12 protein-coding genes are annotated in these 18,529 nt (G+C 64.2%); 5 read left to right on the forward strand and 7 right to left on the reverse strand.

The window, feature by feature from the left end; genetic code table 11:
- The first annotated feature begins 59 nt into the window (after positions 1-59).
- From ACSVIE_RS00610 to ACSVIE_RS00625, 4 genes are read left to right on the forward strand one after another with little or no spacing between them, the layout of a single operon-like run.
- Positions 60-2,594: a DEAD/DEAH box helicase gene (locus ACSVIE_RS00610; protein ID WP_442422703.1), complete on the forward strand. Its 2,535-nt coding sequence runs from the start codon at positions 60-62 to the stop codon at positions 2,592-2,594.
- An 11-nt stretch (positions 2,595-2,605) separates the two neighbouring features.
- On the forward strand, positions 2,606-3,982 hold the full coding sequence (locus ACSVIE_RS00615; RefSeq protein ID WP_442422704.1) for a CoA transferase: 1,377 nt from the start codon (positions 2,606-2,608) through the stop codon (positions 3,980-3,982).
- 13 nt (positions 3,983-3,995) lie between these two features.
- On the forward strand, positions 3,996-4,505 hold the full coding sequence (locus tag ACSVIE_RS00620) for a GNAT family N-acetyltransferase (RefSeq protein WP_426002571.1): 510 nt from the start codon (positions 3,996-3,998) through the stop codon (positions 4,503-4,505).
- Positions 4,498-5,826: an alpha/beta fold hydrolase gene (locus ACSVIE_RS00625; protein ID WP_426002570.1), complete on the forward strand. Its 1,329-nt coding sequence runs from the start codon at positions 4,498-4,500 to the stop codon at positions 5,824-5,826. Before ACSVIE_RS00620 ends, ACSVIE_RS00625 begins: the two co-directional genes overlap by 8 nt.
- Positions 5,827-5,844: 18 nt before the next feature.
- On the opposite strand, the gene ACSVIE_RS00630 is transcribed toward ACSVIE_RS00625, so the two are convergent.
- The 4 genes from ACSVIE_RS00630 to coaE all read right to left on the reverse strand — a co-directional run bounded on the left by ACSVIE_RS00630 (position 5,845) and on the right by coaE (position 11,788).
- Positions 5,845-7,197: an MFS transporter gene (locus tag ACSVIE_RS00630; protein ID WP_426002569.1), complete on the reverse strand. Its 1,353-nt coding sequence runs from the start codon at positions 7,195-7,197 to the stop codon at positions 5,845-5,847.
- A 29-nt stretch (positions 7,198-7,226) separates the two neighbouring features.
- Entirely contained in the window at positions 7,227-8,252 is a 1,026-nt protein-coding gene (locus ACSVIE_RS00635) for a TerC family protein (protein ID WP_442422705.1), read from the reverse strand.
- A 165-nt stretch (positions 8,253-8,417) separates the two neighbouring features.
- On the reverse strand, positions 8,418-10,517 hold the full coding sequence (uvrB, locus tag ACSVIE_RS00640) for an excinuclease ABC subunit UvrB (RefSeq protein WP_426002565.1): 2,100 nt from the start codon (positions 10,515-10,517) through the stop codon (positions 8,418-8,420).
- 29 nt (positions 10,518-10,546) lie between these two features.
- Positions 10,547-11,788, reverse strand: coding sequence for a dephospho-CoA kinase (gene coaE, locus ACSVIE_RS00645; protein WP_442422706.1), 1,242 nt, complete (start codon positions 11,786-11,788; stop codon positions 10,547-10,549).
- Positions 11,789-11,810: 22 nt separating this feature from the next.
- On the opposite strand from coaE, the gene ACSVIE_RS00650 reads away from it, so the two are divergent.
- Positions 11,811-12,500, forward strand: coding sequence for an IMPACT family protein (locus tag ACSVIE_RS00650; protein WP_426002561.1), 690 nt, complete (start codon positions 11,811-11,813; stop codon positions 12,498-12,500).
- A 154-nt stretch (positions 12,501-12,654) separates the two neighbouring features.
- Here the strand turns inward: ACSVIE_RS00650 and rpsA are convergent, their stop codons facing one another.
- The 3 genes from rpsA to polA form a co-directional block, all read right to left on the reverse strand.
- Positions 12,655-14,130, reverse strand: a complete 1,476-nt coding sequence (gene rpsA / locus ACSVIE_RS00655; RefSeq protein WP_021470388.1) for a 30S ribosomal protein S1 — start codon at positions 14,128-14,130, stop codon at positions 12,655-12,657.
- A gap of 245 nt (positions 14,131-14,375) precedes the next feature.
- Positions 14,376-15,686: a GNAT family N-acetyltransferase gene (locus tag ACSVIE_RS00660; RefSeq protein WP_426002560.1), complete on the reverse strand. Its 1,311-nt coding sequence runs from the start codon at positions 15,684-15,686 to the stop codon at positions 14,376-14,378.
- Positions 15,687-15,761: 75 nt separating this feature from the next.
- Positions 15,762-18,404 carry a DNA polymerase I gene (gene polA, locus ACSVIE_RS00665; RefSeq protein ID WP_442422897.1) on the reverse strand — a complete coding sequence of 881 codons (2,643 nt, stop codon included), beginning with the start codon at positions 18,402-18,404 and terminating at the stop codon, positions 15,762-15,764.
- Between the last annotated feature and the right edge of the window lie 125 nt (positions 18,405-18,529).

The following is an 18,529-nucleotide window of genomic DNA, read 5'->3' on the forward strand; positions in this document are numbered from 1 at the left end:
TCGCGCCTGCTCCACTGCTGGGGCGAGCCTAGTCCTTCCGGGCACTAAGCTGGAAACCAATGAAACTTCTTGAGCAGCTTCCCGGTTCCGCCGCCGATGGTCCACTGGACCCGGACGAGATCTACACGCGGTTCGTTGAATGGACCGGGAGCCGCGGACTGCAGCTCTACCCGGCCCAAGATGAAGCGATCATGGAGCTCGCATCCGGCTCCAATGTGATTCTGGCCACTCCCACGGGATCGGGAAAGTCGCTGGTTGCCATTGCCGCGCATTTCGAAGCAATGGCCCGCGGCCGGCGCAGCTATTACACGGCGCCCATCAAGGCACTGGTGTCCGAGAAATTCTTCGCGCTCTGCGAGATCTTCGGCGCCGAAAACGTGGGCATGATTACCGGCGATTCCGGGGTCAACCAGGACGCGCCGATCATCTGCTGCACGGCAGAGATCCTCGCGAACACCGCTTTGCGCGAGGGTGCGGCCGCGGAGCTTGGCGCTGTCATCATGGACGAGTTCCACTTCTACTCGGACCCGCAGCGGGGCTGGGCGTGGCAGGTGCCGCTGCTGGAACTCCCCCAGGCACAGTTCCTGCTGATGTCAGCCACCCTGGGCGACGTCACGCGGTTCGAAAAGGGACTCAGCGACCTGACAGGCCGCCCCACCACCACGGTCAGCTCCGCCGAACGCCCGATTCCGTTGCACTACTACTACCAGGAGACGCCTGTCCACGAGACCCTCGAGGAACTGCTTTCCACCAAGCAGGTTCCGGTCTATGTGGTGCACTTCAGCCAGGCCGAGGCGATTGAGCGTGCCCAGAACCTGATGAGCATCAATATGTGCAGCCGGGAAGAAAAGGACCGCATCGCTGAGCTCATTGCCGGTTTCCGCTTCGCTGCCGGGTTCGGGAAGACCCTCAACAGGCTCGTACGCCACGGCATCGGCGTCCACCACGCAGGCATGCTGCCCAAGTACCGCCGGCTTGTTGAGCAGCTCGCCCAGGCAGGGCTCTTGAAGGTCATCTGCGGAACCGACACCTTGGGGGTGGGCATCAACGTGCCCATCCGCACCGTCCTGCTGACGGCGCTGAGCAAATACGACGGCGTACGCACCAGGGTGCTTAACTCCCGTGAGTTCCACCAGATTGCCGGCCGCGCAGGACGGGCCGGATACGACACTGCCGGTACGGTGGTGGTCCAGGCGCCGGAGCATGTGGCGGAGAATGCGAAAGCCATGGCCAAGGCAGTGGCCAAGTTCGGCGACGACCAGAAGAAACTCCGGCAAGTCGTCAGGAAGAAGCCACCGGAGGGTTTCGTCAGCTGGGGTGAGTCCACGTTCAAGCGGCTGGTCGAATCCGTACCCGATCCGCTGTCTTCGAGCTTCACGGTCAGCCATGCCATGCTGCTGAACCTCATGGAACGCCCGGGCGATCCCTTTGAAGCAACACGCCGCCTCCTCACCGGGAACCACGAATCCAGGGCGTCCCAGTTGAAGCTGATCAAAAAGGCCCTGGGAATCTACAGGGAACTGCTGGCGGCGGGCGTGGTGGAACGAATCCCGGAAGCAGACCAGGATGCGGAGGGGCGCGGGGTCAGGCTGACTGTCCATCTGCAGCCAAACTTCGCGCTCAACCAGCCGTTGTCGCCCTTCGCGCTGGCAGCATTGGAACTCTTAGACCCGGAATCGCCTTCCTACGCGCTGGATGTCGTCTCCGTCATCGAGTCCACCTTGGAAAAACCACGGCAGATCCTTTCGGCGCAGCAAAAGAAGGCCCGCGGCGAGGCAGTCGCCGCCATGAAGGCGGACGGCATCGATTACGACCAGCGGATGGCGATGCTCGATGAGGTCACCTATCCCATGCCGCTGGCGGACATCCTGGGTGAGGCGTTCGAGGTCTACCGCAAGGCGGCCCCGTGGGTGGGCGACTTCGAACTTGCTCCCAAGTCGATCATCCGGGACATGTACGAGCGGGCCATGAACTTCGGCGAGTTCGTCCAGTTCTACGGCCTCGCGCGGTCCGAGGGGATCGTGCTGAGGTACCTCGCTGATGGTTTCAGGGCCCTGCGCCAGACCGTTCCCCAGGACCTGCTGCGCGAGGACCTGGAAGACCTGATTGCCTGGCTTGGGGAACTGGTGCGCCAGGTTGACTCCAGCCTGCTGGACGAATGGGAAGAGCTCACCTCAGGGCTTGCCCCCACTCCCCACGACGCTCCCCCGCCGCCACCCCCGTCGCTCACCTCGAACATCCGGGCTTTCCGGGTCATGGTGCGCAACGAGATGTTCCGGCGCGTGGAACTGTTCGCGGATGAAGACTCCGCAGCCTTGGGCGCGCTGGACTCCGATTCCGGCTGGGATGCCGAGCGTTGGGAAGACGTCCTGGATGACTACTTCGACGAACACGATGACATCGGAACGGGCCCCGACGCCAGGGGCCCGGGTCTGTTGATCATCAACGAGGAACAGGGGACGTGGCGGGTCCGCCAGATTTTTGACGACCCTGCCGGAAACCATGACTGGGGTATCTCAGCGGACGTTGATCTTGCAGAGTCGGACCGGACCGGAACGGCCGTGGTGCGCGTGACCAACGTTAATAGGTTGTAGGCGGCGCGGGCATGGAGGCGGTGGTCCGGCTGGTGTCCTGCTTACGGACCCTTGACGCCCTCCGCCACGAGCGTCCTGCCTCTGTCACCGGCCCACGGCGTTGGTGGGCTGCTCCGCCCGGGGGCCTGGATGTCGAAGGCCTCGCCCTGGGTTCCGTGGCCGCGGCCGCCACCGCACTGAATGCCCTGACCGGCAGGCAACGGAGCTCCGTGGAGGCCGGACGCGTCGCCGCTGCCTTCGACTCGCTGGGAAACCTGCGGGTAGACGGACGGAAACCGGAGGGGTTCGCGCCCATGTCCGGCTTCCGGAGGACAGCGGACGGGTGGATCCGGTTGCACGCCAATTACCCCCACCATGCTGCCCGACTCATGGAAGCGCTGTCCGCGGCAGGTCCGGGAGACGTCGACCGTGCCGTGCTGGACATGACGGCCTTGGACGCCGAGGCCGTGATCGCGGCTCATGGAGGTGCTGCGGCGGCTGTTCGCTCGCGGGAGCAATGGCGGTCCTCGCCCCTGAGTGCGGCCACCCAAGGGCCCTGGATATCCTTCACCCCGGCAGGCCATTCCGGTGCGCGGAACGGCTGGGTTCCGGACAGGGATGCCGGCCGTCCGCTCGACGGACTCAGGGTGCTGGATCTGACGCGCGTGGTGGCAGGCCCCACCGCAACCCGGCTCCTGGGAGCCCTTGGTGCTGATGTCCTACGTGTCGACCCTCCAGGCATGCCCGAGCTCGAGGACGCTTTCGTGGATTCCGGATTCGACAAGCGCAGCGTCAAACTGGACCTTGCCCGGCAACAGGACCTCCAGCGCGTGCGCGCCTTGTTGGACGGCGCCGACGCAGTCATCACCGGGTATCGTGGCGGCAGTCTGGACCGCTATGGACTGGACGCGTCCGCGCTGCTGCACGACAGGCCAGGGCTGGTGGTGGTCGCATTGACCGCGTGGGGATACGACGGGCCGTGGACAGCACGCAGGGGCTTCGACAGTCTGGTCCAGGCCGCCTGCGGTATCGCTGAACGTTATGGACAGGACAAAGCCGGCTGGCAGCCGGGTGCGCTTCCGATCCAGGCCCTGGACCACGCGACCGGATACGGCATTGCAGCGGCCGTGCTTGCCCTGCTGGCGGAGCGGCGTGACAAGGGCACAGGAGGCGCGGCCCGGCTCTCGTTGGCAAGGACGGCAGAGGAACTCTTCGTGCTCCGCCCTGCCGCGGGGACCCCGGACACACTTCCCGCTCCCGGCTACCGGTTCTCCGACAGCGCCTACGGCAGGCTTCGGTTCGTGGATCCGCCGTTGATGCTCGACGGCGGTCCGCTCACCTACCGCTCCGCCCCGGTCCCCTATGGTTCCTCGGAACCCCGATGGCAGGATCCAGCGGGACTGCCCTAGTAAGCTCGGATCCATGAGTGTAATCCGCCCTGCCACCGTTGAAGACGTCCCTGCAATCCTCCGTATGATCCACGACCTCGCGATCTACGAGAAGGAACCGGACGCCGTCAAGAACACCCCGGAGAAACTGGCCGATGTCCTGTTCGGTGAGAACCCTCGGGTGTATGCAACCATTGCCGCGAACGCCGCCGGAGCGGTGCAGGGCTTCGCGTTGTGGTTCCTTAATTACTCCACGTGGGAGGGTGTCCACGGCATCTACCTGGAAGACCTCTACGTGGTTCCGGAAGCACGCGGAGAAGGCCACGGGAAGGCTCTCCTGCAGCACCTGGCAGCGACCGCCGTCGAACGTGGCTACGCCCGGGTGGAGTGGAGCGTTCTGGACTGGAACGAACCCTCCATCAACTTCTACAAGGGCCTGGGTGCGGTCCCCATGGAGGAATGGTCAACCTTCCGGCTGACGGGCAGTGCCCTTGAGTCCTTCGGGAGCAGGGACGGCGCCGGCAAGGCACTCGCTCATGGTTGATCTCCGCAGCACCCCGGCGGCCGTGCACACCATCAAGGCCCGGCACGAGTTCCGTGGCCTGAGAACGGCCGAGCATTTTTTCACGGTCCCGCTGGTGCATGGTCCGGACAGTGCCGGCGAAACCATCACCGTGTTCGCCAGGGAGTACTCCTCCCTTGAACACAGTGCAGCGGAGGCCGCCGACCTCCCCTGGCTGCTCTTCCTGCAAGGCGGTCCAGGCGGCCGGGGCAACCGCGTCACTTCCCTGTCCGGATGGATGAAAGCCGCGGCGCGTGACTTCCGCATCCTGATGCTGGACCAACGTGGAACGGGGCTGTCGACGCCTGTTGAGCAGCAATCACTGGCGCTCAGGGGCGATGTCAGCGCCCAGGCCGAATACCTGACCCACTTCCGCGCAGACTCGATCGTGGCGGACGCCGAATTCATCCGCGGTGTCCTTGGCTCGGAACCGTGGACGGTCCTGGGACAAAGTTTTGGTGGCTTCTGCGCCTTGACTTACCTGTCCTTCGCACCGGAAGGCCTGCGGGAAGTCCTCATCACCGGTGGGCTGGCTCCCCTGCATGGCCCGGCGGACCGGGTCTACCGTGCTACGTTCCGCCGCGTTGCGGCCCGCAACGAGGAGTACTTCCACTGGTATCCGGGAGACCGCGGCATCGTCACCCGGATCGCCCGGCATCTCGAGGTTCAGCCGGAGTTCCTGCCCAGTGGCGAGAGGTTGACGCCGGAGCGTTTCCAGATGGTGGGATCGTTCCTGGGCGGCAACACGCGTGTCCATGCACTGCACTACCTGCTCGAGGACGCCTTCATCCCCACCCCGGCGGGAGACAGGTTGTCCCAGGTATTCCTGGAGCAGGTGCACAGCCAGGTCAGCCGCGCAGCCAACCCCTTGTACGCCGTGCTCCATGAGTCGATTTACGGACAGGGCGAGGCTACGGACTGGGCGGCCTGGCGCGTGCTGGAAGACTTCCCCGAGTTCCTGCCGGGGGCAGAGCATCCGCTGCTGACGGGCGAAATGGTCTATCCCTGGTACTTCGAGCAGGACCCGGCACTGGTGCCGCTGGGACCAGTGGCCGAAAAACTGGCTGCGATCAAGGACTGGGCACCCCTATACGACCTCCAGCAGCTTGCCGTCAACACTGTTCCAGTGGCAGCCGCAGTGTACCGGGACGACATCTACGTTGATCACGATCTGTCGCTCGAGACCGCGTCGTCGGTCCGTGGCCTCCAGCCGTGGGTCACCGATGAATTCCATCATGACGGTATCGGTGAGGACGGAGAGGGCATTTTCCGGCGGCTCTTGGGTATGGTCCGGGCAGGCTGACCGTCGCGGGCAGCCGGGTTATGCCGCCTGCTCCGTGGCAGGTCCGTCAAGCGGGCCCTGCGGGGGCACCTGCGAACCACTCCGTGCCGCGGTGGTGAGGGTAATCGCCAGCACCGCCGCGGCCAGTGCACCGGAAACGATGTTGAGGCCCTGGTAGCCGATCCATGCAAGGATGACGCCCGAGGTGGCCCCGCCCACGGCTCCCGCAGCACCCATGAGGGTATCCGATACGCCTTGGACCGTCACCCGCTGGTCATCGGCAACACTCTCGGCCAGCAGCGTTGACCCGGCGATCGTGGCGGCCGACCACCCGAGGCCCAGGCTGATCAGGCCAAGGGTGACGAGTACCGGCTCGTACTGCCCGAATCCTGCAACCACGACGGCCACGAGCAGCAGGCCGTACCCCATGGCGATTGTCTGGAGCCGTCCTGCCTTGTCCGTGAGCCATCCCCACATCGGTGACAACGCGAACATGCCGGCGATGTGCAGGGAGATGGTCAGGCCGATGACCACCAGCGCATCAGTGCTGTCCGTGGCTGCATGGTGGCCCGAGTGGGAGCCGGCCAGCATCTGCTGAAGGTGCAAAGGCGTCATGGACATGACGGCAACCATGATGCCATGGGCGCCAATGACGGCCGCGAGGGCAAGCCCTGCCCGTGGGGACGACCGGATGGCCGCGAGTCCTGAACGGATGCTGCCCCTGGCCGCGGATGCGGCCGGGCCGGCGGCTTCGGACGCGAGCCGGCGCGCCAGCAGGAGCGGGTCCGGGCGCAGCCCAAAGAAGAGCACTGCCGCGGCCAGGAACAGGCCGACCGCCGAGAAGACAAAGGGTCCTGCGATGGGCGGCAGCCCCAGGGCTTCGCCCACCACAGCTCCTGGCTGGATCAGGTTGGGCCCGGCTACGGCTCCGATGGTGATAGCCCAGACAACGATGGAGAGCGACCGTCCGCGGTGTTCCGCATCAGCGAGGTCCACGGCGGCAAACCGCGCCTGGAGATTCGCTGCGGTACCAAGCCCCAGCAGCGCTGCCCCCAGCAGCAGGAGCAGGAAGGACGCCGCCACCACCGACCACATGATCAGCAAAGCGCCAACCAGTGCGGACACCAGGCCCGTCACCAGTCCAACCCTTCTGCCACGCCGTTCTGCGAGCCGTGCCAACGGCAAGGCAGTGAGGGCCGCGGCGAGAGTCAGCACCGTGGTGATCGATCCCGCCCAGGCTTCCGAACCTGACAGGTCCACAGCAAGCAAGGAGCCAATGGACAGCGTGGCACCATTGCCAATACCGCTGAGGAGCTGGGCAGACCCCAGCAGGAAAACAGTACGGCGCTGGACCCCTTGGGGGTCCAGCGCCGTAGGAGAAATGGTAGTCACCTCATGAGACTACAACTTCCCGTGGCCGGTTACTCGGCTTCGCTCATGCTCTTGCGGGCATCTTCTTCGAGACGCTCGTCGATCTTGGCCTGGCGTGCTGCCGGGCTCAGCAGGCTCGCCACCACGGCGATGACGATCGTGCCCACGATCACACCCAAGGAAACGAAGGTGGGGATCTCCGGAGCCCATTCGATGTGCTGGCCGCCGTTGATGAACGGCAACTCGTTGACATGCATGGCGTGCAGGACCAGCTTCACACCGATGAACGCGAGGATCACGGACAGGGCGTGCTTGAGGTAGATCAGGCGGTTCATCAGGCCACCCAGCAGGAAGTACAGCTGGCGAAGGCCCATGAGCGCGAAGATATTGGCGGTGAACACAATGAAGGCGCTTTGGGTGAGGCCGAAGATCGCCGGGATGGAGTCCACTGCAAAAAGGAGGTCCGTCATGCCGATCGTGATGAACACGATGAGCATGGGGGTGAAGACCTTCTTGCCGTTGACCGTGGTGCGGATCTTGCCGCCGTCGAAAGTCTCCGACATGGGCAGAACCTTGCGCAGGCGGGTGATCAGCGCGTTTTCGGTGTTTTCCTCATCCTCGCCGGAATCCTTGGCCTGCTTCCAGGCGGTCCAGAGCAGGAACGCACCGAAGATGTAGAACACCCAGCTGAACTGCTCGATGACCACGGCACCGAGGGCAATGAAAATGCCGCGCAGGATCAGGGCAATGATGATGCCCACCATCAGCACTTCCTGCTGGTACTTCCTGGGCACCGAGAACCGGGCCATGATGATGATGAAGACGAAGAGGTTGTCGATACTGAGGCTATACTCAGTGACCCAGCCTGCGATGAATTGTCCACCGTATTCGTGGCCGGCGAAGAAGAACATCGCAACAGCGAAGATCAGTGCCAGTGTCACGTAGAAGGCGACCCAGAGGCCGGCTTCCTTCATGGACGGTTCGTGGGGACGCTTGACGACCAGCAGGAGGTCGATCAGCAGGATGATTCCGAGGACGACAAAGGAGCCGACCTCAAACCAAACGGGAAGCTGCATGAAAAATGCCTTTCGCAGGGTACGGGAAAGCGGTGTAAGTCTCTCCGGCCTGCCGGGTGCGGTGATGGCGATGCGGCGGCCCGCTACGTCCGGCGAGGCATCTGTGCCTTGCGTGCTGACGATCGTAGCGCTTGGGATACTCCCCTACGTGACCTAAACCTTACCTTAGGCGTGCCCTGCGGATTGCATCTGGCGTAATTCGCGCTTCAACTCCTTGACTTCGTCGCGGATCCTTGCCGCAACTTCGAACTGCAGTTCGGCGGCCGCGCCGTGCATCTGTTCCGTCAGTTGTTCGATCAGCCCGACGAGGTCCTCGGCCGGCGCCGCCGCGAGGCCGTCCTGCCGGACAGCCGCAGCAGCCTTGGCTGTGGACTTGCTGCGCTTGCCACCCTTGGCCAGGCGGTTGTTGTTCAGCAGTTCCTGGGTATCGGCGTCTTCCTTCGCCAACTGGTCGGTGATGTCCGCGATCTTCTTCCGCAGGGGCTGCGGATCGATGCCGTTGTCCTTGTTGTACTTCACCTGGATGGCGCGGCGCCGGTTGGTCTCGTCGATGGCCTGGGCCATGGAGTCGGTGATCTTGTCCGCGTACATGTGCACCTGCCCCGAGACGTTTCGGGCGGCACGGCCAATGGTCTGGATGAGCGACGTGGACGAGCGGAGGAATCCTTCCTTGTCAGCGTCGAGGATACTGACAAGGGACACTTCCGGAAGGTCAAGGCCCTCACGCAGCAAGTTGATGCCCACCAGGACGTCAAAGACCCCCATCCTGAGCTCACGGAGCAGTTCAACCCTTCGCAGGGTGTCTACGTCCGAGTGCAGGTATTCCACCTTTACGCCGTGGCCTACAAGGTAGTCTGTGAGGTCTTCGGCCATCCTCTTGGTCAGGGTGGTGACCAGTACACGTTCGTCCTTGGCGGTGCGGATCCTGATTTCGTCCAGGAGGTCGTCGATCTGCCCCTTGGTGGGCTTGACTACTACCTCCGGGTCCACCAGGCCTGTGGGGCGGATGATCTGCTGGACGAAGCCGTCCGCCTTGCCGAGCTCGTATTTGCCGGGAGTTGCCGAGAGGTAGACGGTCTGGCCAATCCGTTCCAGGAACTCATCCCATTTGAGCGGGCGGTTGTCCATCGCTGACGGGAGCCGGAAGCCGAAGTCCACCAGGTTCCGCTTGCGGGACATGTCCCCCTCGTACATGGCACCGATCTGGGGGATGGTCACGTGGGATTCATCAACCACCAGCAGGAAGTCGTCCGGGAAGTAGTCCAGCAGGCAATGGGGAGCCGTGCCCGGTGCGCGGCCGTCAATGTGCGCCGAGTAGTTTTCGATGCCGTTGCAGAAACCCATCTGCTGCATCATCTCGAGGTCATACGTGGTGCGCATGCGCAGCCTTTGGGCCTCCACCAGCTTGTTCTGGCTTTCCAGGACCTTCAGGCGGTCGGCCAGCTCATCTTCAATCCTCTTGATGGCACGGGACATCCGTTCCGGACCGGCTACGTAGTGGGATGCGGGGAAGACGTACATCTCGTCCTCGTCCCGGAGGACCTCGCCAGTGAGCGGGTGGAGCGTCTGGATATTCTCGATCTCGTCGCCAAAGAATTCGATCCGGATCGCCAGTTCCTCATACATCGGGATGATCTCCACGGTGTCTCCACGGACGCGGAAGGTGCCGCGATGGAAGTCCATGTCGTTCCGGGTGTACTGCATGGAGACGAACTTGCGCAGGAGGTGGTCACGGTTGAGCTCCATCCCCCGCCGCAGCGTCACCATCCCGGCGATGTACTCTTCCGGCGTACCCAGGCCGTAGATGCAGGAGACGGTAGCGACCACCACGACGTCGCGCCGAGTAAGCAATGCATTGGTTGCCGAGTGCCGGAGCCGTTCCACTTCTTCGTTGATGGAGGAGTCCTTCTCAATGAAGGTGTCAGTCTGCGCCACGTAGGCTTCCGGCTGGTAGTAGTCGTAATAGGAGACGAAGTACTCCACGGCGTTGTTGGGCAGCAGCTCACGGAATTCGTTGGCGAGCTGCGCCGCAAGCGTCTTGTTCTGGACCAGCACGAGGGTGGGCCGCTGCACCTGTTCGATGAGCCAGGCGGTGGTGGCGCTCTTGCCGGTACCGGTGGCGCCCAGCAGGACGACGTCCTTCTCGCCATTCCTGATTCGCTCCGTCAGTTCGGCAATGGCTGCCGGCTGGTCGCCCGCCGGGCTGTATTCGCTGATGACCTCAAACGGCGCGACGACACGGTTGATCTCCTGGGCAAGGCTCATGATGTTAATCTACCCCTGCCCACGGACAGCTACTGTCCGGGATTGCCGCTGGAGTGATGAGGAGCATACGACGGCGGCACCCACCCCGTGCGGGCGGCCCACTCTTCCATGGCCGGCCAGGCGACGTCGGTGAACCAAGGCTCCTTAGCCTCCGCATAGGCCGCGGTGCCTTGGACATCCGCGAATTCGGCCGCAAGGCCGCGCTTGTGTGATGCGTACAGCGCGCGGGCCGCTGCGTCGGATCGGAGCCAGTCCCTGAACATCAGGGCATACCTCCACCCCGGGGAACCTGCTGCGCGAACATGAAGGTTTACCGGGCGCCCGGGATCGGCGTTGGCATGGAACCGTTTCTCCCACAGCGACGGGTCCGGGAGGGAAGGTTTGGGAGTGTCCCGGTTGGCGTGCGGCACTGCGGGAAAACCAGCCGCAGCAAGCAGTGGAGCGATCCTGTCGGCTGTTCCCATATCTGCCACGGCGACCTGGAGGTCGATGACATCCTTGGCCGCAAGCCCCGGTACAGAAGTTGAACCCACGTGGTCCACCGCCTGGATGTCCTCCCCTGCGGCCAGTCGTATCCGGGCCGCGAGCCGCGCTGCTGCCGGTTCCCAGACGGGGTCGGCCTCCACCAGGACAGCTCCCTCCGTTCTCGGGGCACGCACGCCGGCTGCCAGGTTCCCCGCGAACGGGACCAGCCGGTGGAACCACAGGGAATCCACGCTGCGAAGGAGTTCTTCACGGCTCCCCGAGTTGTCCAAGACCACGTCGGCTGCAGAGATCCGGTCATCCCGGGACGCCTGCGCCGCCATGCGCGCATACGCGTCGGCTTCCTGCATGCCACGCAAATCCACCATCCGCCGCAAGCGGACATCGTCAGGGGCATCCACCACCACCACCAGGTGGAAGCTGCTCCCCTGCCCTGTTTCGACCAGCAGCGGAATGTCCTGCACCACGATGTCGCCCTGCCCCGCCCCCTCCAGGATTTGTGCAGCCGACGCGCGGACCAATGGATGGATGATGCTGTTGAGCACCTCCCGCCTGGCTGGGTCGCGGAAGACGATGGCGCCCAGTTCCGCACGGTTCAGCCGTCCGCTGACATCCAGGATCTGGTCACCGAAGGCCTCCACTACCCGGGCGAGGCCGGGGGTTCCTGGTTCCACCACCTGCCGCGCCAGGAGGTCCGCGTCAATGAGGGTGGCGCCCAACTCCTGCAGCCTCGCAGCCACCAACGACTTTCCCGAGGCGATGCCGCCCGTCAGCCCTATTTTCAGCACCCCTCCACACTAGACTGAAGCGGTGGATTTTTCGGAAGACAGCCTTGCGACGAGCTACACCACCCTGGCGGCCGGGCCGGACTTCCGCCACGAGCTTGAGGTCCGCCGCTCACGGTTCATCACCGTCCTGCGGCGGTCGCCGGATGAGGAAACGGCGCGGTCGCTGGTGTCCGAACTGCGCAGGGAATTCCACGACGCCAGGCATCATTGCTCCGCTTTTGTGATCGGTCCGGACCGGATGACGCAGCGGTCGTCCGACGACGGCGAACCGTCCGGGACGGCAGGCATCCCGATGTTGGAAGCACTGGTCAAACGTGAGACGGCAGTCGGGGTGGCTGACCTCAGCGACATCGGTGCCGTCGTCGTGCGCTATTTTGGCGGCATCCTGCTGGGTGCCGGTGGGCTGGTGCGGGCGTATTCGGAGTCCGTCTCCGCCGCACTGGAGACGGCGCCGCTGGTACGGCGGAGGCGATTGCGGCTGTGCGATGTGGGGGTGCGGCACGCCGATGCAGGGCGGCTCGAAAACGAATTGCGCAGCAGCGGCTTCGTGATGGCGGAGACAGAGTACCAGGCGGGGCAGGCCGTTCTTCGGGTGGCGCTTCCGGATGAAGCGGAGGCGATCGGGGAAGCACAGGCACGCGTTGCAGCCTTCACTGCCGGCAGCTCTATCCTGGAGCCCCGGGGCACTGAGTGGATCGACGTACCCCGCTGACCAACGGCCGCGCCACGCACACTAATGCACCACGCAGACACATTCGCCTCGCAGACGAACGCACCTCGCAGACAAAGACAAAGCAGAAGGACCCCTGCCGTGCGGCAGGGGTCCTTCTTTGGCTATTCAGCCCAACCCGTGAGGGTGGCCGAAATCAGTTGCCGGTGAGCTTCTCGCGCAGAGCAGCGAGGGCTTCGTCGGAAGCCAGCGTACCCGCGTTGGACTCGGCAGCAGCCGGCTCCGAGGAGTAGCTGGTAGCGCCGGAGTCGCCTTCGCCGGACGTTGCAGCAGCAGCGTCGTCGGCAGCGTGCTGGGCAACCTGCTTCTTGTGGGCTTCCCAACGGGTCTGGGCGTCAGCGTACTGCTGCTCCCAAGCGGCACGCTGTGCCTCGTAGCCCTCGAGCCATTCGTTCGACTCGGGGTCGAAGCCCTCGGGGTACTTGTAGTTGCCCTCTTCGTCGTACTCAGCGGCCATGCCGTACAGAGCGGGATCGAACTCGGTGCTGTCAGCGTCAACGCCCTCGTTTGCCTGCTTGAGGGAGAGGGAGATGCGGCGGCGCTCGAGGTCGATGTCGATGACCTTGACGAACAGTTCGTCACCAACGGAGACAACCTGCTCGGCGAGTTCCACGTGGCGGACAGCCAGCTCGGAGATGTGGACCAGGCCTTCGATGCCGTCTTCGACGCGAACGAACGCACCGAACGGAACGAGCTTGGTGACCTTACCCGGAACAACCTGGCCGAGGGCGTGGGTGCGGGCGAAGGTCTGCCACGGATCTTCCTGCGTAGCCTTGAGCGACAGGGAAACACGCTCGCGGTCCAGGTCGACCTCGAGAACCTCGACGGTGACTTCCTGGCCAACTTCGACAACCTCGGACGGGTGGTCGATGTGCTTCCAGGAGAGCTCGGAAACGTGGACGAGGCCGTCTACGCCGCCAAGGTCCACGAAGGCACCGAAGTTGACGATGGAGGAAACGACGCCCGGACGGACCTGGCCCTTTTCCAGCTTGTTGAGGAACGTGGAGCGGACCTCGGACTGGGTCTGCTCGAGCCATGCACGGCGGGACAGCACAACGTTGTTGCGGTTCTTGTCCAGCTCGATGATCTTGGCTTCGATCTGCTGACCGATGTACGGAGCGAGGTCGCGGACGCGACGCATTTCGACGAGGGATGCCGGCAGGAAGCCGCGCAGTCCGATGTCCAGGATGAGGCCACCCTTGACAACCTCGATGACGGTACCGGTAACGACGCCGTCTTCTTCCTTGACCTTCTCGATGTCGCCCCAGGCGCGCTCGTACTGTGCGCGCTTCTTGGAGAGGATCAGACGGCCTTCTTTGTCTTCCTTGGTGAGAACCAGGGCTTCGACCTGGTCGCCAACGGCAACGACTTCGCCGGGGTCGACGTCGTGCTTGATGGAAAGCTCACGGGAAGGGATGACACCTTCGGTCTTGTAACCGATGTCGAGCAGGACTTCGTCGCGGTCGACCTTGACGACGGTACCTTCGACGAGGTCTCCGTCGTTGAAGTACTTGATGGTGGCGTCGACGGCTGCGAGGAAGTCCTCAGCGGTGCCGATGTCGTTGATTGCGACGACGGGGGCACCGGGCTTCTCGGTGGAGGTGATGGTCATGTAGTAGGGGCTCCGTTGTGGATAGTATGTCGGTCAGGCAAACCGCTGCCGCCCGGCTCCGGACGGCAGAACACGGCACAGTGCCGGGTCATCCTGATTTGTGGATTGTTACAAAATGGCTGCGCGCACGTAGTACACGCCCGTTTATTGTAGTGGATTCCGCAAAGCATGGTCAAAAAGGGCGGTACCGCCGCGACCCCGCCCGCCGTGGTCCTGGCCCGCGGCGGATGCCCACCACGGTGGAGCTAGAAGTGCGTGAGGCAGTGAGCCGGCCGTTCGACGGCAAACAACTGCCGGGCCTCCAGTGCTGCCCCGCTCCGGTGTTCCCTGATCCGCCCCGCGGCGGCAAGGGTTACCGGTGACACCGCGCCAAGGTAGATCGACCCAAGATCAGCGATGTCGAGACTGACATCAGGCTGCCCGTCCTGGACTTCCCGCACGCTGGCGGAAGCACCGCCGTCGGCCTTCACCTCCCAGGTGCCGCCAGCCAGGCCAAGGGGATCCGCGACCTGCAGGACAAGCCGTCCCGCCACCGGATAGTGCCGGGACGACAATGCGGCCGGTACGTCGAGGATACGCAGCCACAACATGTCGCGGATATCCGATGCGTCGATGCAGCGCGGGTCCTCCAGCGCCCATGCCAAAGGATCGTCGACCGGCGCCTCTGCCCACGTGACCTGGTCAATGAGGTCGATGCTCCCCAGGAATCGCCACAGATCCAGGTAGGCAGCGTCCGTGCCTGCCACGATGTCAACGATGTCCATGGTGTAGGGCTTTGAATCCCAGCCCTTGAAGCGGTAGGAAACATAGCCATCGAGGCCGCCATCGGCGTCGTAGTGCAGGGCGCAGCGGACCGAAGTGTCGGGCTTGCCGTCCTGCCCCAGGGATCCGGACGCAAGAAGCCGGTAATACTCCTGGCGCCCCACCGACCCGGGCGTTGAGCGCTGGACGCGGTCAAAGAGCGCAGGGGCGATCTCCAGGAGGACTGCCGGATCTGCCACCTCGACCGAACCCGAAGCCTCTCCCCTGGGACGGAACCGGGGCCCCGTATCCACGGTGATGCTCCGTTCGAAGGTTGCGACTCCAAACCCGAACCGGCCGTAGATGCTGCCTTCGGAGGCCGTGAGCGCGGCAATCGCCAAGCCGTCGTCCTTGGCCGCCTCAAGGTCGGCCGTGATCATGCCGCGCAGGATGCCGTTGCGGCGGTGGGTGCCGCGAACCGTTACGGAGGTCACCAGGTTTGCCTCCACCTGCTTCCCGAAACCAACGTTCAGCTGCTTGCGCATGGTGGCATAGGTGGCCACCGGAACGCCGGAGTCCAGGGAATGATCGGGCACGGTGCCCGTGACGTAGACGCCGGTCAGCTCGCGTTCATCGGTGCGGTAGGCAGCCAGGGTCCTGGCCACATACTCCTCATCACGGCGCTGCTGGTGGAACCCGTGGGAAACGGCCTGCACCCATGCGGTGCTGCGGCCGTAGTCGGCGGCATCCGGGTGGGCGGCCGGGAATCGTTGGACGGTGTATTTGGCGGGAGTCGTTACTTTGGGATCAGCCACTCCCCGAGCCTAACCAGACGCGCAAGGGCGCGCCACCACAGCGGCGGCGCGCCCTTGCGGCGTGGAACCTGCCTGCTAGTGCCCGGCCTCGTGCCAGCTGGATCCGACACCGATCTGGACCTCCAGCGGCACGGAAAGCTCTGCGGCGGCGCCCATTTGTTCCGCCACGAGCTTCTCCACGGCTTCCCGCTCACCGGGAGCGACTTCGAGGACGAGTTCGTCATGGACCTGGAGGAGCATCCTCGACTTAAGTCCCTGTCCCTCCAGCTCTGCCGCCACGCCCAGCATGGCGCGCTTGATGATGTCCGCGGCCGAACCCTGGATCGGTGAGTTCAGGGCAATGCGTTCCGCGGCTTCGCGTGCCTGGCGGTTGGTGCTGGTCAGGTCCGGCAGGTAGCGCCGGCGGCCTTCGATGGTGGCGGTGTAGCCGTCTACGCGGGCCTGGTCCACCACGCCGCGCAGGTAGTCGCGGACGCCGCCGAAGCGGTCGAAGTAGTCCTTCATGAGGGTACGGGCCTCGTCCACGGAGATTTCCAGTTGCTTGGAAAGACCGAAGGACGTCAGTCCGTACGCCAGGCCATAGGACATCGCCTTGACCTTGGAGCGCATGGCGCTGGTTACCTCGGCCGGGGCCACGTTGAAGATCCGGGAACCGACAAAGCGGTGCAGGTCTTCGCCGTCACGGTACGCCTGGATGAGGGCTTCATCCCCGGACAGATGTGCCATGATGCGCATCTCGATCTGCGAATAGTCTGCGGACAGCAGGCACTCGTAGCCTTCGCTGACCATGAACACGCCCCTGACCCGGCGTCCTTCCTCGCTGCGCACCGGGATGTTCTGCAGGTTGGGGTTGTTGGAGGAGATGCGGCCGGTGGCTGCGATGTTCTGGGCATAGGTGGTGTGGATGCGGGCGTCGTCGGCGACCGACTTCTTGAGGGTTTCCACCATCTGGGCCAGCTTGGAGGACTCGCGGTGCGCCATGAGCTGGACCAGGAACTCATGCCCGGTCTTTTCCAGCAGCGCCTTGAGGGAGGCGGCATCCGTGGTGTAGCCGGACTTGATCTTCTTGGTCTTGGGCAGGCCAAGTTCCTCGAACAATACGGTCTGCAGCTGCTTGGGCGAGCCCAGGTTGACCTCGTGCCCGATCGCGGCGAACGCCTGTTCCTGGGCGCTCTCAATGACTTTGCCGAGGTCGGCCAATTGCTCGTTCATGCGTTCCATGGACACGTAGATGCCCGTGAGTTCCATCTGCGCCAGTACCCGCGCCACCGGGAGTTCGAGCGTGGTGAGCAGCGCGTCCGCCTTGCGCTCGGCAAGTTCCTTTTCGAAGTGCTTGCTGAGGGCGTGCACGACGGCGGCCTGCTGGATAAGTGCCGCGGCGGCGGCCTGGTCCGTGCCGCCTGCGAGGTCCAGTTCCAGCTGGCCCGATGGCGCAGTTGCCGGGGCGAGGGTGATCTTGAGGTGCACCTGGGCCAGTTCGGCGAGGTCGTAGCTGCGCCGGTCAGGCTGGATCAAGTAGCCGGAGATGGAGGTGTCGTCCACCACGCCTTCCAAGCTGAGGCCACGGTTGTGCAGCGCCTTCAGGGCAGCCTTGAACTCATGCAGGACCTTGGCTTCCTCGGGGTCCTTCAGCCAGGCGGCGAGTACGGACTCCGCCGCAGCGTCCAGCCCGGTGGGGTCGATGTAGGCTGCGGCGTTGTTCCGGACGACCGCGATGGCCACGGCGTCCTCACCAACGCGGCCCGGGACAGGCTGTACCGCGAGGGCGGAGCGGACTCCCGAACCGGCCGCGAAGAAAGCCTCCAATTCCGCGGCGCCGGCCAACGAGGCGAAGTCCGGGGTATCGATGCTGTCAGGAGCGGACCCGGCGGTGTCGTCCCCGTACAGATCAAAGAGCCTGGTGCGCAGCGTCCTGAATTCCAGCTCCTCGAAAAGGTCTTCGATGGCCTGGCGGTCCGGCCTTGGCTCGTGGAGGTCGGCCAGGGAAACAGGCAGGTCCAGGTCCGTCAGGAGCTGGTTCAACCGGCGGTTGCGCTTGACGTTCTCAACGTTTTCCTTGAGGGCGCCGCCCACCTTGCCGCCGATGGCGTCGAGGTTTTCCAGGATGCCTTCAAGTCCACCGTAAAGGTTGATCCATTTGGCTGCAGTCTTGGGTCCCACACCGGGAACGCCCGGGAGGTTGTCCGCGGACTCGCCCACGAGCGCCGCCAGGTCCGAGTAAAACGCAGGCTTGACGAAGTACTTCTCCTCGATGGCGGCGGCATCGAGCTTGGGAATGTTGCTGACCCCCTGCTTGGGGTAGAGCACGAACACGTTGTCGTTGATTAGCTGGAAGGAGTCGCGGTCTCCGGAGACCAGAAGGACCTCAAAGCCTTCGGCATCAGCCTTGGACGCGAGGGTGGCCAGAATGTCATCCGCCTCATAGCCAGGGAGTGCGATGGTTTTGATGCCCCAGGCCTCCATGACCCTGGCGATCAGCCCGATCTGGCCCTGGAACTCAGCCGGAGTAGCGTTGCGGCCGCCTTTGTACTCGCTGTACTCCGCTTTGCGGAACGTGGTGTCATCCGAGACATCGAAAGCAACGGCGACATGGGTTGGTTTCTGGTCCTTGATGAGGTTGATCAGCATGGACGTGAAGCCGTGGACAGCGTTGGTGTGCTGTCCACGCGCCGTGGAAAAGTTCTCGGCGGGCAAAGCGTAAAAAGCGCGGAAAGCCATGGAGTGGCCATCCAGGACCAGCAGCCTGGGCCGCCCCTCCCCCGCCGTAGCAAGGGAATCCGATGTTGAGGGATTGGGGGCTGTTGCAATGGCGGCAGCCTGGGCCGATGGAACCTGGTCCGGTT

It is taken from the genome of Paenarthrobacter sp. NCHU4564, from assembly GCF_052156435.1.
In the GTDB taxonomy this organism is placed as follows: domain Bacteria; phylum Actinomycetota; class Actinomycetes; order Actinomycetales; family Micrococcaceae; genus Arthrobacter.

What these genes read in the sequence shown, in the direction of transcription:
- ACSVIE_RS00620 (WP_426002571.1), top strand. Translation starts at nt 3,996, where the DNA reads ATGAGTGTAATCCGCCCTGCCACCGTTGAAGACGTCCCTGCAATCCTC.
- rpsA (WP_021470388.1), bottom strand. Translation starts at nt 14,130, where the DNA reads ATGACCATCACCTCCACCGAGAAGCCCGGTGCCCCCGTCGTCGCAATC.
- uvrB (WP_426002565.1), bottom strand. Translation starts at nt 10,517, where the DNA reads ATGAGCCTTGCCCAGGAGATCAACCGTGTCGTCGCGCCGTTTGAGGTC.
- ACSVIE_RS00635 (WP_442422705.1), bottom strand. Translation starts at nt 8,252, where the DNA reads ATGCAGCTTCCCGTTTGGTTTGAGGTCGGCTCCTTTGTCGTCCTCGGA.
- ACSVIE_RS00625 (WP_426002570.1), top strand. Translation starts at nt 4,498, where the DNA reads ATGGTTGATCTCCGCAGCACCCCGGCGGCCGTGCACACCATCAAGGCC.
- ACSVIE_RS00615 (WP_442422704.1), top strand. Translation starts at nt 2,606, where the DNA reads ATGGAGGCGGTGGTCCGGCTGGTGTCCTGCTTACGGACCCTTGACGCC.
- polA (WP_442422897.1), bottom strand. Translation starts at nt 18,404, where the DNA reads ATGGCTTTCCGCGCTTTTTACGCTTTGCCCGCCGAGAACTTTTCCACG.
- ACSVIE_RS00610 (WP_442422703.1), top strand. Translation starts at nt 60, where the DNA reads ATGAAACTTCTTGAGCAGCTTCCCGGTTCCGCCGCCGATGGTCCACTG.